Genomic DNA, 14,993 nt, shown 5'->3' with positions numbered 1-14,993 from the left:
ATGCCGTTTCATCACCACAACCTGGGCGATCTGATCGTCCGCCGCGGGGATTTACAGCGTGATGCGCTGATTGACCTGGGCGATCCCGCCCGCCCGCGCCATTGGAGCCATCGGCAGATTGATGAGCTGGCCGGCGGCGTCGCCCGCTACCTGAGCGATCTTGGCCTGCCCCGGGGCAGTACCGTCGCCATCGCCTCGCTTAACAGCGCGCAATACATTGCCGCGTATTTCGGCATTATGCGGGCGGGGCTGGTCGCGGTGCCGCTCAATATCAAAGTACCGATCGAGACGCTGGAATACCTGGTGGCCGACGCGCAAATTCGCCTGGCGTTTGTGGACGAGGCGCGTTACGCGCTTTTAAAAGGCAAACTGCCGCTGGTGAACTTTGACGGCGACGGCGAGGACGCTTTCCGGCGGCGTATCAAGCCGCAGGCTTTCGACACCGTGCAACCCCTGCCGGGGGAGGTGGCGATGATTCTTTACACCTCCGGCTCCACCGGCCGGCCGAAAGGCGTGCCGCTGACCCACCAGGGGCAGCTGTGGGCGCTGGAGGCCACCCGCAGCGGCGGCGTGGAGCCGGACGCGCCGCAGGCGCGTTACCTGTTGGCGCAGCCCTTGTTTCATATGAACGGCTTATTTCTCACCAAACGGGTCTTTGCGGTTAACGGCTTGCTGGTGGTGCTGCCGGCATTCGACGCCCAGCGCTATGCCGCCGCCCTTGCCGATTACCGTATCAATATCGTCACCGCCGTGCCGACCATGTTCGCCCGGCTGTTGCGCGATCCGCGCCTGCTGGCCGGGCGGGATTACTCCGCCCTCAACCGCCTGATGCTCGGGTCCGCCCCCATGTCGCTCTCGTTGCTCAACCGTATCCAGCAGGCGTTTCCCACGGCGACCATCACCCACGGTTATGGCACCACCGAGGCGGGGCCGGCGGTGTTCGGTCCTCATCCCGACGGGTTGCCCACTCCGCCGCTGGCGCTGGGATACCCGCTTGCGGCGGGAGAAGTGAAGCTGGTGGACGGGGAAACGGAAAACGACGGCGTGCTCTGCATGCGCAACCCGGCGGTGACCCCGGGTTATCTCGGTCTGCCGGAAAAAAGCAGCCAGGTGTTTCGCGGGGGCTGGTATTACAGCGGTGATGTCATGCGACGCGATGAACAGGGATTTTATTATTTTACCGGCCGCGCGGATGATATGTTTGTCTGCTCCGGCGAGAATATTTTTCCGGTGGAGGTGGAGAAAACGCTTGAGTCCCATCCCCATGTGCGTCAGGTCTGCGTGGTACCGCTGCCCGATGAGGAGCGCAGTCAGGTGCCGGTGGCGTTTGTGGTGCTACAGCCCGACAGCGCCCTGAGCCCGGATGCCTTAAAGCAGTATGCCCTCGCGCACGGCCCGGCCTACCAGCATCCGCGGCGTATCGCCTTCCTGGCCGAATTGCCCTGGGCGGGCACCAATAAAGTGGACCGCCATGCGCTGACGCAACTGGCGCGCCTGCTGGAGGCGCGCCAGGGGTGGGATAACCCCCTGGCAGCGACGGAGCCGGACCATGCCTAAAATAGCCCTGGTCACCGGCGCCAGCCGCGGTATCGGCCGGTCCATTGCGCTGGCGCTGGCCCGACAGGGCGTGGCGGTGGCCGTGCATTATCGCCGTGCGCGGGAGGACGCGGCGCGCGTGGCCGATGACATTGAACGGGCGGGCGGCCGCGCCTTTATCCTGCAGGCGTCGCTGGAAGAGAGCACGGGCGCGCAGCTGCTGATGGACCGCCTGCAGGCTGAGTTGACCCGGCTTTTCGGCGCGCCGCGGTTTGATATCCTGGTCAATAACGCCGGGCAGGGCGGACGGGCGGCTATCGCGGAAGTCACGCCGCAGCAGCTGGCCGATACGCTGCAGGTCAATTTTATTTCGCCGTTTTTCATTATCCAGCGCGCCATCCCGCTGCTGCGGGACGGCGGGCGGATAATCAATATTTCCTCCATGAGTACCCGGGCCGCTTTCCCGGAAATGGCGGCCTATGCGCCCGCAAAGGCGGCGCTGGAAAGCCTCGGCGTGTTGCTGGCGGCTGAGCTGGGAAGCCGGGCCATCACGGTGAATGCCGTATTGCCGGGCGCGACCGCCACGGCGATGAACCCGCGCGCCGCCGATCCGCGGTCCGCGGCGGTGATCGGCCAAAGCGTGGCGCTGGGCCGGGTGGGCCAGCCGGAAGATATCGCGGAGGTGGTGGCGTTTCTGGCCGGCGAGGGCGGCCGCTGGATAACCGGGCAGCGCATCGACGCCAGCGGAGGCCAGCGATTGTAGCCGGCCCCCGGCGCCGCGCCTGAGCGCCGGCCGCGCGCCATCGGCTCCCCGCTCAGCGCCGCAGCTTATGCAGCGTCTCATGCGCCAGGCGCGTGAAATAGCGCGCCGCCGGGGCGATGAGCGCTTCCGCGGGATCGAAACGCGGATGATGCAGGCCGAAGGCGCTGGCCGAACCGATATTGACGAACGCGCCGGGCAAGCGGTGCAGATAAAAGGCAAAGTCTTCGCCGCCCATCAGCGGCGGCAGATCGTGGACCCGATAACCCTCCCGGGCCGCCACGTCCTTGGTGAAATCCGCCCATTCAGCGCTGTTTACCAGTACCGGCGGCCCGGCGTGCCAGCGCAGTTCGGCATGGGCGCCGAAGCCGGCGGCGATATGTTCAATCAGGCGGGTGATTTTTTCCGGCATCCTGGCCCGGACCGCCGTATTATGGGTGCGCACTGTGCCCTCAAGTTCCACCTGCTGCGGCAGCACATTCCAGGTATTGCCGCCGTTGATGCGCGTGACGCTTAACACCACCGATTCCAGGGCGCTAAAGGCGCGGCTGGGCAAGGTTTGCAACGCGGTGATGATATGCGCCGCCAGCACGATGCTGTCGACGCCTTCCTCGGGACGGGCGGCATGGGCGCCTTTACCGTTAACCAGGATTTCAAAGCGGTCGACGTTGGCATGCAGCGGTCCGGAACGGGTGCCGAATTCGCCCACCGGTAAATCGGGGGCGTTATGGCCGCCGAAGATCACGCTCACGCCCTCCAGCGCGCCGGCGTCGATAAGTTGCCGGGCGCCATCGAAGGTTTCCTCGGCCGGCTGGAACAGGATCCGGACTTTACCGGCCAGATCGGCCTCCCGCTCCTTCAGCAGCAGCGCGGCGCCCAGCATAATCGAGGTGTGGATATCATGACCGCAGGCATGCATGACGCCGGGGTTACGTGAACTGAACGGCCGGTCCGATTGCTCATCAATGGGCAGGGCGTCGATATCGGCGCGCAAGGCGACGATCGGCCCGTCGCGACGGCCGATTTCCGCGACCACGCCGGTGTTCAGCGCGAGCGGCAGGAGAGGGATGTCCGCTTCGCTTAACCATTGCCTGATTTTTTGCGTCGTCTGGAATTCGTGATTGGATAATTCCGGATATTGATGCAGCTCCCTGCGCCAACCCACCAGCTTCTCCCCGAAAATATCCGTTAAAACCTCAGATGTCATGGTCTGTCATCCCGCAAAGGCTATTTCTTTTGTCAGACAAAAAAGCTAACAACCCCGCCAGCGCGGGTCAAAGATTAAATATGGCTGAGCTTAGGCATGAAATGGAAAAGCAAGGACGGGCGTCACCCGGTAACAGGGCGAATATTTGGCCGGGCATCCTACCCTGGCCCTATCACGCAACCTGCGCCCGGCAGTACACATTTAACTCACATTTTAATTACATCTGTCTGACTTATGCCGTCGTTTAATGGCGATTATGCGAAAACTTCATAACGAAAGCCCTGGCGGAGTAAAGCCTTTGATGAGTCTCACGGTTTAGCCGGTGGCTCTCCAGTAGGATAAGGATATGTATTATTCAGTGGCTAGAGAACTATTATGGAAACACAACTTTTACATGAATTCGTTTTATTATCGAAAACACTGAATTTTAGTAAAGCCGCGCAGCAGATGAATATCACCCAGCCGGTATTAAGCCGGCATATGAAATACTTGGAAGAATATTTTGGCGCCAGTTTTTTTAAACGCGATACACATAAAGTCGAACTGACCACCGCGGGGAAATTATTTACCGAAGAAGCAGGGAAAATATTATTACAGTATGAGACGTCCATATCGGCGATCCATTCTTTTACCGGCAAAAGCCGGCGCCGGCTTGCCGTGACGTTTCTGGGGGAAGCCATCCAGAAATTCTTGATTACTTTCCTGACGCAGTTCCGCGCCACCCATAGCGATATCCTTATAGAATGCCGCGACAGCGAGCTGGATGAGGCCCTCGCGTTACTGGATAATCACGCCAGCGACATGGGATTTCTTATCAGGCCTAATTTTATGGCCAATGAATCGAGATTTTGCACGCTGCCTTTTCAAACCGATCCGCTGTGCGCGGTGGTCAATAAATGCCATCCCCTGGCCGGACGCGGCAGCGTTTCTTTGCGCGAGGTCAGCGAATGGCCGATAATGCGCATTGATCCACGGGAATTTTCCTTGTCCGATGAATACAGCACCCGTTTCTTGACCATTCGTAACATTGATTTCACCCTGGATAAAGAATACCCCAATCTTAAGACCTGCTGCTTTAACCTGGAATTTAGCGACCGCGCGGTGCTCCTGATGCCCAGGCACCGCGGATACCTGACCGGCCAGAACTGCGTTATGCTGGACATTGCCGAACAGGACTGCTGGTTTAACCTGGAACTGGTGTGGGACAGCAAAAATACCAATCCCTCGGTGGCCATATTTTTGAAAGAGTTTAAATCTTTCTTAAAACAGTAAATTAAGATGCCATCCCGCTTACCCTCCCCAATGCGCTATATCAAACCTTCATTGCATTTTATCATATAGCTATATATCTCTTTATGGTCCTCTTGCGCGTAATATTTAGCCTCCTCTTTCCGCCTGTGAAAGAATTTAATTTCCTATTGATAAATATGCTGAATATAGTCCAGTTCCCTTAACGGCAATCGGCATGCGCAATACGCTATTTTCTTGTTTTTTATGATGCGGGTCACCTATGTTCTTCAGGCAAAATCTGCGCCTGCGGTAACATCGCCACAATGGTTATGTCGAAAATGCATAGCCGGAAAAATAAAAAGAATTTCCACCATTTGTACAGCGATGGTACGTTTTTATTGCCCGAAAGCACCGGACCGAAAATGTATATCACATCATTTAACTTGTGTTGCTTCCAAGAGATTCTAATAAAGCTATAAAGGAGTAAACCATGGCGATTAAAGCCAATTACGAGTCTGATCACGGAAAACGAAAAGAAATGTCCCATAAGGAATTGGGAACAATTCCCCATATGCGTTTCGAAGAGTATGCGGAGAAACTGAAACACTGCTTCACCATGAAACGGGAAAACGGCATTCTCGAAGCCCGGCTGCATACCAACGGCGACAGCCTGCAATGGGGGGCGCCCGCGCACCAGGCTCTTCACTACTTTTTCGACTGGGCCGGCAGGGATCCCGATAACGAGGTCATCATCCTGGGCGGGACGGGAAAGGACTTTATGAAGGGCATCGGCCGGCTTGACGATAAGGGCAACTGGGGCCCGGCAACCGAGTTCAACTCCGCGCCGGAAGAAGCCTGGAAGATGTACGAGTATCAATACTATGACGGTACCAACGATATCGAAGGTCAAGTATTCGATGTGGAAGTGCCCACCATCGGCGTATGGAACGGCGCCGCTTTCCATACCGATCTGGTGCTTTTCAGCGATCTTACCCTTTGCACCGAAGATGCGTGGACCACGGATATGCACTTTCGCGTCAACATGGTGCCCGGTGACGGCATCGGCATCGCCTGGCGGGAACTGATGGGCCGCAAGAGATATGCCTATGCGGAACTGACCGGCGAGATCATCACGGCCCGCAAGGCCCTGGCCCTGGGGATGGTTAACGAGATCTGTCCGGATACGGAATCCTGCTACGCGCGGGCGCAGGAAATCGCCGAACTTATTATGCGTACCGGCAGCCGGGTCACCCGCCGCATTACCACCCAGCAGCTCAGGAAAGCGTGGAAGGAAGATATCGCCAACGAGCTGCGCAACGCCTTCTCCACCGAAATGTTCGTCACCGCCACCGAACACAGCCCCCACGAAGTCAATTACTGGCACTGGGCGCACGAAGAGGCTGAGCTGGTCAAGGCGGCCGAGAAGAAAGGCAAGGTCATACGTCCGCGCGTCAACGGCGGCCAGGAAGAAGACGAAATCAGGTAACAGGGCCGATCCGGCAATGGATGAACCGCCATTGCCTATCGCCGGCGGCGGCCAGTCGCCGGGTCGCCGTACCGGAAAACGACACGGCGCATTTGATTATTGTCGCCGCGGCACCGTTGCCGGCGGCGCGCGTACCGGCACGTCACGTTGCCTGCCGGTGCGTCCGGGCATCCTTTTGCCGGCAAAAATTCCTACCAATCGCAAGCGGGGCAGGTCCATGAATACAGGGAACGACGTCATCATATCCGCCGCATTGACCGGCGCGGTGACACCAAAAGACATCAATGAAAATATTCCGCTGACGCCCGAAGAAATTGCCGCGGACGCGTACCGCTGCTGGCAGCGGGGCGCCGCCATCGTTCATCTCCATATGCGCGACGATCGGGGGCTGGGTACGATGGACAGCGGAAAATTTGCCGAAACCATCCGTCTGCTGCGCGCCCGCCATGACTGCGATGTGATTATCAACTGCACCACCTCCGGCGACCATCGGGCCAGCGATAAGCAGCGGCAGGAGCATGTGGCCAACCTGAACGGGATAGAAATGGCGTCCTGGGACGCGGGTTCCTTTAACTGGATGCCCGGCGGCGTGTTTATCAATTCCCCGCAGTTTTTAGGCGCTCTCGGCGAGGTGCTGACCGCCCGGGGCATCAAACCCGAAGTGGAGATTTTCGATGCCGGCATGCTGGGCATCGCCGGGTATTTTCTCGAACAGGGCAAGCTGGCCGGGCCGCTGCATTATCAATTCTGCCTCGGCGTGCCGGGGGGAATGCCCGCCACGGTAGAGAACCTGCTTTATCTCCGTGAGCACATCCCTCCCGAGGCCACCTGGTCGGCATTTGGCGTCGGCAAGGCGCATATGTCCATGCTGTACGCCGCCATAGCGTTGGGCGGGCATGTCCGCGTGGGGCTGGAAGACAACGTCTATTTCCGCAAGGGCGTAAAAGCGTCCAATGCGCAGTTGGTGGAGCGCGCCGCACAGGCAATCCGCTTGTTCGGCAAAGAGGTGGCCACACCCGAACAGGCAAGAAAACTGCTGGGGCTCCGGCCGTTATAAACCAGGCCTTACCCGGGCCCGCCCAGCGGGTCCTGCAGGCATGCAAAAGAAGGTTGTTATGAGAGACGCAGTCATAGTATCGGCGGTTCGTACCCCGGTGGGTAAATGCCGCGGCGTGTTGGCGGCGGTACCGGCGCATATCCTGGGCGCACTTACCGTCAGGGAAGCGGTGGCCCGCGCGAACATCGAGCCGGAAAGCATTGATGATGTGATATTCGCCAACCTGATGAATAACGAAATCAATAATATGGGCCGCATGGTGGCGTTGGAGGCCGGGCTGCCGGTTTCCGTACCGGGGATAACTCTGGACCGTCAGTGCGCCGCGTCGCTGAACGCGCTGGCCTACGGCGCTATCCAGATCGCGGCCGGTTTCGCCGACGTTATCGTCGCCGGCGGGGTGGAAAGCGATTCCCGCCGCACCTGGCAGCTGGAAAAAACCGACAGCGCCTATGCGGTACAGCCGCCGCGCTTTGTCGATATCCATACGTCGCCGGATAGTCTGGGCAACCCGCCCATGGGCATCACCGCCGAAAATGTGGCCGCCAGGTACGGTTTGTCCCGCCGCCAGCTTGACGAGTTCGCGTTGCGCAGCCACCGGCTGGCCGGCGCCGCCTGGCAGGCGGGCCGGTTTGAGGAGCAGATTGTGCCGGTGCCCGTAACCGACAAAAAAGGCCGGCAAACCCAGGTGTCGCGCGATGAGCCGCTGCGCACCGATTGTTCCCTGGACGCCCTGGCTTCCCTGCGGCCCAGTTTCAAACAAGACGGCGTGGTGACCGCCGGCAACAGCTCGCCCATGAGCGACGGCGCCGGTGCCATGGTGCTGATGGAACGTTCGCTGGCGGAAAAAAACGGCCACGCGATCCTGGGCGTCTTTCGCGGCTACGCGGCGGCGGGAGTGGATCCCAACCTGATGGGACTGGGACCGGTTCCCGCCACCGCCAAACTGCTAAAGCAGGCGGGACTGGCGGTAGGCGATATCGATTTATGGGAGCTGAACGAGGCGTTCGCCGCTCAATCGCTGGCCTGCATCCGGGAAATCGGTATGGACCCCGCACGGGTCAATCCCAATGGCGGCGCCATCGCCCTGGGACATCCCCTGGCGGGCACCGGGGCAATCCTCACCGCGAAAACCCTGTATGAAATGAAGCGCCGCAACCTGGACAAGGCCGTTATCGCCTTCTGTGTCGGTGGCGGCCAGGGCGTGGCGGTTTTGCTGACGAGGAATTAATCATGCCGGGAAAATATGCCTTAGCCGATGACATCACCCGTCTTTTTCAAGACGGCCAGACGCTGATTTGCGGCGGGTTCGCCAATTGCGGCGTACCCAATCACCTGATCCAATGCGTGATAGACAGCGGCGCCAGGCACTTCACGCTGATTGCCAACGATTCGGGCGACGCCGACCTCACCATCGGCCGCCTGATTCATCACGGTCTGGTGGATAAGCTTATCGCCTCCCATATCGGCCGCAATACCGAAACCGTGGCGCTGGTGGCGGCGGGAAAACTCCAACTGGAACTGGTGCCCCAGGGCAGCCTGGCGGAGCGGATCCGCTGCGGCGGTTCGGGATTGGGGGGCGTTCTGACCAAAACCGGCCTGGGTACCGTAGTAGAGGAAGGGAAACACCGGGTGGTGGTAAACGGAGAACTGTATTTGCTGGAAACCGCGTTGCGGGCGGATATCGCCCTGGTGCGCGCCCGTACCGCCGACCCGCTGGGCAACCTGACCTATCGCGGCACCATGCGCAACTTCAATCCACTGGTGGCCAAGGCGGCGAGGGTAACCCTGGTGGACGCGGACATGCTGGTGGACCTGGAGGAATACGGCATGGATCGCATCGTGACCCCGGGCGTCTATGTGGACAAGATCCTGACAACGCGAGGAGAAAGACAATGAATGCCCGTGAAAGGATAGCAAAGCGTGCCGCAGGGTATTTTTCCGCCGGCGATGTGGTCAACCTGGGCATCGGCATTCCCAGCCTGTGCGGCGACTACGCGCAGCCCGGCGTAATGTTCCATACCGAAAACGGCCTGGTGGGCATGGGCCCGCTCACTTCGGGCATGCTGGCGACGGAAGGATTCTGCAATGCCACCGGCATGCGTTTTGTGCCGGTGCCCGGCGCCAGTTCATTCGACAGCGCGGAGTCCTTCGGCCTGGTCCGTTCCGGCAAACTGGCGGCGTCGGTGCTGGGCGCCCTGCAGGTGGCGCAAAACGGCGATTTGGCCAACTGGGCGCAGCCCGGCCGGGTGTTCGGCATGGGTGGGGCGATGGATCTGGTGAACGGGGCCCGCAAGGTCATTATCACCATGGAACTTTGCGCTAAAGACGGCGCGCGAAAAATCGTCAACGCCTGCAGTTATCCCCTGACGGGCAAAGGCTGTGTCAATCATATCGTTACCGAACAGTGCGTGATTGACGTTACCCAGGACGGGCTGGTGCTGGTGGAACTCCTGGCGGGATTGGCCCCACAGGACATCCAGCGTCAGGTCGAGCCGCGGCTGATTGTGGCCGATGTCTTGAAAACCATGGAAATATAGCGTCCGGAGGACACCGTGATAAAAAGCGCTCCAGGTAGATTTGCGCCAGATCACGACACGGGCGATGACGTCGAAACCGGGGCGGAAAACCGGCAACCGTGCGCAACATCCCGATAAACCCACTACGCATCCCCGGGCGCGGCCCGACTGCGTACAACGAGCTGACCATTATGACTGGGCAAGAAAAACACCTGGCGCTGCCACAGAAGACTGTCGATCTTACTACCCGGGGGGACGATCATCTTTCCGCCACCAAATGCAGTTTCGGCCCCCATGGATGGACCATTATCTGTTTCCAGGCCCTGATGTTCTGGCTGGCCGCGGGCGCCGTAACGCATGGCTTGAATGTGATCCTGCCCGCCTTATCCAACACCTTTAACCTGGAGTACAACGCGCTGCTGGCGCTGGCGACCCCGGCCTCCTGGGCTTCAATCCTGGCGGGGCCCCTGTGCGCCAAGCTGTGTGAAAAGAAGGGACCGAAATTTAATATCGTTTTCTGCCTTATCGCCTGCGGCTTGTGTTTCGGCCTGCTGGGCTACTGGGGGACGCTAACCGGTTTTACCGTACTGTTTGCCGGGGTCTGTTTTTTCGGCACCGGTTTCGCCTATCTGGGCGGAACCGCTCTTATCGCCAACTGGTTTATCCGTAAACAGGGTCTGGCGCTGGGCTGGTGCACCATGGGGCAAACCTTTTCCAGCGCCTTTTTCGTGCCGGTGTTGGCCGGGTGTTTCTCATGGTTTGGCGTGCATAACGGCTTTTGGGGCGTCTCGCTGCTGATGTTCGCCACCGCGCTGCTGGTGGCGCTATTTGCCGCCAACAAACCGGAAGACATCGGCCGCGCGCCGGACAATGCGCCCATTACCGCCGAGGAACTGGCCGAACGGATTCGCGCGCATTCAGACTACATTTGCCCGGTCACCACCGGTCAATTGCTTCGCATGAAGGACGTCTGGTTCATGGGCATCGCCACCGGCGGTATCTATATCATGCTGGTGGGGGTGGTGAGCCAGATTGTGCCCCGCCTGATGGGCATGGGATTTGAACTGGGCACCGCCATCTTCTATATGACCCTGGCGGCGCTGTTTGGCACCTTCGGCGCCTATGGCTGGGGTTGGCTAAACCAAAAGGTGGGCATTAAAGCGGCCATCTCCATTTACACCTTGTGGTGGATGGTATCGGTGGTTATCAACATCGTCCAATTTAATGCGCTGACCCTGTGGATTTCTCTGTTGATGATCGGTTTTAGCCTGGCGGGCGCCACCAATTTAAGTACCGCGCTGATTGCCACTAAATTTCCGCGCAAAGCCTATATCCGGGCCATCGGCATTATCGCGCCCATCCAGTCCATTGTACGCTGCTTCGCATTTTCCATTCTGGCGCTGGGATTGACCTATCTGGGCGGATATACCGGCGCTTATCTCCTCTTGGTAGGGGTCGGTGCCGTGACATTGATTTTGATTTGGCAAACCGATGTGACGCCGATAGGAACATTGACGCCAACATCCGGCGAACACCCCGGCCTTCGTTAATGGCGAAAAGAGAATCAAATAGGTTTTTACCCCAACCTGAAGAGGATGAATTTATCAAAAACAACCGCCGGCAATGTGCCGGAAATAATAATTGCCGCGATTATTCATCGGGATAAAGCGGACGCTGATTAAATCGTAACAGGCATTCTAATAAGACAGGGTTTCCTGGAGAAATATAATGAGATTCAGCAGGAGGTCAATATGACGGGAATTGTTATTGCCAGTGCCGTGCGTACCGCAATCGGCAGCTTTGGCGGCAGTCTGGCGTCGCTGGCCGCCCCCCGTTTGGGCGCGCTGGTGGCGCTGGAAAGCCTCAGGCGCGCCGGTATCCCGCCTGATATTATCGACGAGGTTTTCCTGGGTAATGTCCTGCAGGCGGGATTGGGCCAAAACCCGGCCCGTCAGGCGATGCTGCATGCCGGCATTAATGAAAAGACCCCGGCGACCACCGTCAATGTCGTCTGCGGGTCCGGCTTGAAAAGCGTCATCCTGGCGTCCCAGGCTATCGCCGCGGGCGATGCGCAGATTGTCCTGGCCGGCGGGATGGAAAATATGTCGGCGGCGCCTTATCTGTTGGATAAAGCCCGCTGGGGCTACCGGATGGGGGAAGGCGCCATTATCGACAGCATGGTGCATGACGGACTGTTTTGCAGTGTTAATCAATACCATATGGGCATCACCGCGGAAAATGTCGCCGTCCGGTATAACATCAGCCGGCTGGAGCAGGATCAGATTGCCCTGCGCTCGCAGCAGCGGGCGGTGGCGGCCATTGGCAACGGCGCGTTCCGTAATGAGATTCTGCCCGTGATCTTGCCCGGCAAAAAAGGCGACATTATTTTCGATACGGATGAACATCCGCGCGGGGATGTCAGCGCCGAGGGCCTGGCCAGGCTGCGTCCGGCCTTTGCGCCTGAGGGCAGCGTCACGGCGGGGAATGCCTCCGGCATCAATGACGGCGCGGCCGCGCTGGTGGTAATGAACGAAGCCCGGGCCCGCGCACTCGATATCAGGCCGTTGGCGCGGATCCGCGGTTATGCCACCTGCGGCGTCGACCCGGCGTTTATGGGTATCGGGCCGGTGCCGGCGGTGCGCGCGGCACTGAAGAGGGCTGGTCTGGGTATCGGTGATATTGACCTGTTCGAGGCCAATGAAGCCTTTGCCGCGCAGTTCGCCGCGGTGGGCCATGAGCTGGGGCTGGATGAAGACAAAACCAACGTCAATGGCGGCGCCATCGCCCTGGGCCATCCCATCGGCGCCTCCGGCGCCAGGATATTGGTAACGCTGCTCTATGCCCTGGCGGCCCGGGACAAAACCTTCGGCGTGGCAACCCTGTGTGTCGGCGGGGGATTAGGGGTGGCGATCGTGGTGGAACGCCTGTGACATATGTCTTACCGTCAGGGGGAAAATAGGGGCTTAAAAAATAAAAACGGGAATAATTTAAGGCCGAGTACAGGTCTTAATTCATAAATGCATTAAAAATACAAAAATGGATGATTACTGTTTTTACGGGCTGGTTTTATATCCCGGCTTTGACGATATTTTTTATAGCCAGGATTGAAAACCGACATAATAAGTGCGGCGAAGTTGGAAATGACGCGTAATAAAGCCAATTGCAATCATTTTAGGTCATGCGCCGATAAATTCGGACGTGGATTAATATTGGCACTAACTTTGCTCAATATCGCGGGTAGATAAAACTTATATAAGCGGAACGATATTCTATGAAAAACGATTACGTGAAAAAAAGCTTATCAGCACTGGTTGCGCTCATTCTGGGCTGCTCTGCGGGTCTGTCGGCCAACGCGGCTGTTACCGCCGGCGATTATACGGCTGCGGCCAAAGGCAAGGAAAGTGATGTCAGGGTCACGGTTTCCATTGATCAAGCGGGAACGATTAAAAATATCGTCGCCGACGCATCCGGAGAAACCCCTGAACTGGGCGGCGTGGCGGGACCTCTGGTCGCCAAGTCCATCCTTGATAGGCAAAGCCTGGACGTGGACGGCATGACCGGCGCCACCGAAACCAGCGATGCCGTTAAGCAAGCCGCCAAGGCGGCCTTGCTGAAGGCCGGCGCGGATATCGGCAAATACACCAGCGTATCGGCTAAAACCGCAGACCCTGTCGCCGATGAGGAGAAAACGGTGGATGTGGTGGTCATGGGGGGCGGCACTTCCGGCACCGCCGCCGCGCTGGCCGCGGCGGAAAAAGGCGCTAAGGTGCTGGTGATTGAGAAATCCGCGGTGGTGGGCGGCAGCGGCAATATGGCCAGCGGCTTTTTTGCCGTGGGATCGGCGCTGCAAAAATCCTTAGGGATGAAATATACCCCGCAGGACCTGACGCACCGGCTGCTGGATTACAACCACTTTTTATCCAATGGCCCGCTGACTAAAGCCATTGTGTATAAGTCCGGTTCAACGGCTGACTGGATGGAAAAACATGGCGTGAAGCTGGAGATTAAGACCGCCGCCAAAGACACCAACCAATTACAGCAGGCGCACATGGATGATCCTATCAAGTCTGATATTTACCACCATTATCTCAATACCAATGCCGCCTATAAAAGTCTCTATGCCGACTTCCAGCAATATGGCGGAGAATTGCTCAAAAGTACCGCTGTGACATCATTGATTCAGGAACAAGACGGCAAAGTCACCGGCGTCATTGCGCAAAAGGCGGACGGTGGCAAATTACTCGTCCACGCCAAGGCGGTTATCATCGCCAGCGGCGGGTTCGGCGGTAATGAAAAATTAATACGGGACGTGATGGATACACCGAATATTCATATCCTGGCCTGGCCGAATCAGGGCGAAGGCCTCAAAATGGCCTGGGCCGCCGGCGGGGCGGAGTGGAACTTTCATTCCGCATTGATTCACGCCTGTAAACTGGTGGGAATTACTTCGTCAGCTTCCGCCGATAAAGGCAATGCCGAAAATGATAGTCCCCTTATTTGGTTATTGAAATCACCATTATTATGGGTGGACGCCAACGGTGAGCGATTTGGCGATGAAGGCCTGGTGTATGATTCGGCGTACTGGGCAAATGTGTCTTATTCGGTGGGCGGTAAATATTACATTATTCTCGATAATCAGACGCTGAATGCTTTTACCAAAAAATCATTCCCCTTTCCTTTATCCGGCGCCGGTCCGGCCAATCCTCCCAAGGGCGGCGATTTCACGGCGCTGGCGGATACCGCTGTCGATGGGGGTAAAAGTAAAAATATTTTCAAAGGACAGACACTGGAAGAACTGGCAAAAAATATGGGTGTGGAGGCCGGCCAATTGGAGAAAACCGTTTCCCGTTATAACGATCTGATCAAAGCCAAAGTTGACGCGGACTTTGGCAAAAAACCGGATTATCTGATTTATCCGGTGAAAACCGGACCCTTCTATGCGTTTGAAACCCAGGTGGTGAGTTTAAGCAGCATCGGTGGGGTAAGGGTTAACGCCAAATTACAGGTCACCGATATTAACGCCAAACCTGTCCCGGGATTATATGCGGTGGGCAATGTCGCCGGAGGTTTTTACAGTGGACCCTCTTATCCGCCTTATGAAGGCTTAGCTAATGGCTTTGCGCTGAATTCAGGCCGCATTGCCGGGGAAAACGCGGCGGAAACCATCGCGGCCGCTCATTAATATCAGCAGGGCGAGAGGG

The 14,993-nt window shown here is 58.1% G+C and carries 12 protein-coding genes; 11 read left to right on the top strand and 1 reads right to left on the bottom strand.

The annotated features are described in order from the left end of the window. Nucleotides 1-1,557 (top strand): class I adenylate-forming enzyme family protein, encoded by a 1,557-nt coding sequence (locus ACL2XN_RS07920; protein ID WP_410015555.1) that lies wholly within the window; start codon nt 1-3, stop codon nt 1,555-1,557. After that, nucleotides 1,550-2,299: an SDR family oxidoreductase gene (locus ACL2XN_RS07915; RefSeq protein WP_413730608.1), complete on the top strand. Its 750-nt coding sequence runs from the start codon at nt 1,550-1,552 to the stop codon at nt 2,297-2,299. Before ACL2XN_RS07920 ends, ACL2XN_RS07915 begins: the two co-directional genes overlap by 8 nt. A gap of 52 nt (nt 2,300-2,351) precedes the next feature. Here the strand turns inward: ACL2XN_RS07915 and ACL2XN_RS07910 are convergent, their stop codons facing one another. Then, nucleotides 2,352-3,503, bottom strand: coding sequence for an amidohydrolase (locus ACL2XN_RS07910; RefSeq protein WP_413730607.1), 1,152 nt, complete (start codon nt 3,501-3,503; stop codon nt 2,352-2,354). Between the two features lie 375 nt (nt 3,504-3,878). Here ACL2XN_RS07910 and ACL2XN_RS07905 point away from each other — a divergent pair, with 375 nt between their 5' ends. The 9 genes from ACL2XN_RS07905 to ACL2XN_RS07865 all read left to right on the top strand — a co-directional run bounded on the left by ACL2XN_RS07905 (nt 3,879) and on the right by ACL2XN_RS07865 (nt 14,974). Continuing rightward, nucleotides 3,879-4,775, top strand: coding sequence for a LysR family transcriptional regulator (locus ACL2XN_RS07905; RefSeq protein ID WP_413730606.1), 897 nt, complete (start codon nt 3,879-3,881; stop codon nt 4,773-4,775). Between the two features lie 448 nt (nt 4,776-5,223). Beyond that, complete coding sequence (locus ACL2XN_RS07900; RefSeq protein WP_413730605.1) at nt 5,224-6,219, top strand: enoyl-CoA hydratase/isomerase family protein; 996 nt, start codon at nt 5,224-5,226, stop codon at nt 6,217-6,219. 16 nt (nt 6,220-6,235) lie between these two features. Beyond that, nucleotides 6,236-7,276 (top strand): 3-keto-5-aminohexanoate cleavage protein, encoded by a 1,041-nt coding sequence (locus ACL2XN_RS07895; RefSeq protein WP_413730604.1) that lies wholly within the window; start codon nt 6,236-6,238, stop codon nt 7,274-7,276. 58 nt (nt 7,277-7,334) lie between these two features. After that, the gene (locus ACL2XN_RS07890; protein ID WP_410015549.1) at nt 7,335-8,504 is read left to right on the top strand and encodes a thiolase family protein; all 1,170 of its coding nucleotides are present in this window, start codon (nt 7,335-7,337) and stop codon (nt 8,502-8,504) included. A gap of 2 nt (nt 8,505-8,506) precedes the next feature. Next, nucleotides 8,507-9,172: a 3-oxoacid CoA-transferase subunit A gene (locus ACL2XN_RS07885; RefSeq protein ID WP_410015548.1), complete on the top strand. Its 666-nt coding sequence runs from the start codon at nt 8,507-8,509 to the stop codon at nt 9,170-9,172. Beyond that, nucleotides 9,169-9,813 carry a CoA-transferase gene (locus ACL2XN_RS07880; protein WP_413730603.1) on the top strand — a complete coding sequence of 215 codons (645 nt, stop codon included), beginning with the start codon at nt 9,169-9,171 and terminating at the stop codon, nt 9,811-9,813. The genes ACL2XN_RS07885 and ACL2XN_RS07880 overlap by 4 nt, the downstream gene beginning before the upstream one ends. A gap of 170 nt (nt 9,814-9,983) precedes the next feature. Further along, nucleotides 9,984-11,342, top strand: coding sequence for an MFS transporter (locus tag ACL2XN_RS07875; protein WP_413730602.1), 1,359 nt, complete (start codon nt 9,984-9,986; stop codon nt 11,340-11,342). Between the two features lie 201 nt (nt 11,343-11,543). Then, nucleotides 11,544-12,722 (top strand): acetyl-CoA C-acetyltransferase, encoded by a 1,179-nt coding sequence (locus ACL2XN_RS07870; protein ID WP_413728583.1) that lies wholly within the window; start codon nt 11,544-11,546, stop codon nt 12,720-12,722. Nucleotides 12,723-13,063: 341 nt separating this feature from the next. Continuing rightward, nucleotides 13,064-14,974 (top strand): FAD-dependent oxidoreductase, encoded by a 1,911-nt coding sequence (locus tag ACL2XN_RS07865; protein ID WP_410015544.1) that lies wholly within the window; start codon nt 13,064-13,066, stop codon nt 14,972-14,974. Nucleotides 14,975-14,993: the final 19 nt, after the last annotated feature.

The organism is Sodalis sp. RH22, assembly GCF_047324165.1.
GTDB lineage: Bacteria > Pseudomonadota > Gammaproteobacteria > Enterobacterales > Enterobacteriaceae > Acerihabitans.
This window is presented reverse-complemented; position numbering and strand designations above follow the sequence as displayed.

Coding starts and splice junctions, on each gene's coding strand:
- ACL2XN_RS07880 (WP_413730603.1), top strand. CDS start 9,169: ATGAATGCCCGTGAAAGGATAGCAAAGCGTGCCGCAGGGTATTTTTCC.
- ACL2XN_RS07885 (WP_410015548.1), top strand. CDS start 8,507: ATGCCGGGAAAATATGCCTTAGCCGATGACATCACCCGTCTTTTTCAA.
- ACL2XN_RS07910 (WP_413730607.1), bottom strand. CDS start 3,503: ATGACATCTGAGGTTTTAACGGATATTTTCGGGGAGAAGCTGGTGGGT.
- ACL2XN_RS07900 (WP_413730605.1), top strand. CDS start 5,224: ATGGCGATTAAAGCCAATTACGAGTCTGATCACGGAAAACGAAAAGAA.
- ACL2XN_RS07920 (WP_410015555.1), top strand. CDS start 1: ATGCCGTTTCATCACCACAACCTGGGCGATCTGATCGTCCGCCGCGGG.
- ACL2XN_RS07865 (WP_410015544.1), top strand. CDS start 13,064: ATGAAAAACGATTACGTGAAAAAAAGCTTATCAGCACTGGTTGCGCTC.
- ACL2XN_RS07870 (WP_413728583.1), top strand. CDS start 11,544: ATGACGGGAATTGTTATTGCCAGTGCCGTGCGTACCGCAATCGGCAGC.
- ACL2XN_RS07890 (WP_410015549.1), top strand. CDS start 7,335: ATGAGAGACGCAGTCATAGTATCGGCGGTTCGTACCCCGGTGGGTAAA.
- ACL2XN_RS07915 (WP_413730608.1), top strand. CDS start 1,550: ATGCCTAAAATAGCCCTGGTCACCGGCGCCAGCCGCGGTATCGGCCGG.
- ACL2XN_RS07905 (WP_413730606.1), top strand. CDS start 3,879: ATGGAAACACAACTTTTACATGAATTCGTTTTATTATCGAAAACACTG.
- ACL2XN_RS07895 (WP_413730604.1), top strand. CDS start 6,236: ATGGATGAACCGCCATTGCCTATCGCCGGCGGCGGCCAGTCGCCGGGT.
- ACL2XN_RS07875 (WP_413730602.1), top strand. CDS start 9,984: ATGACTGGGCAAGAAAAACACCTGGCGCTGCCACAGAAGACTGTCGAT.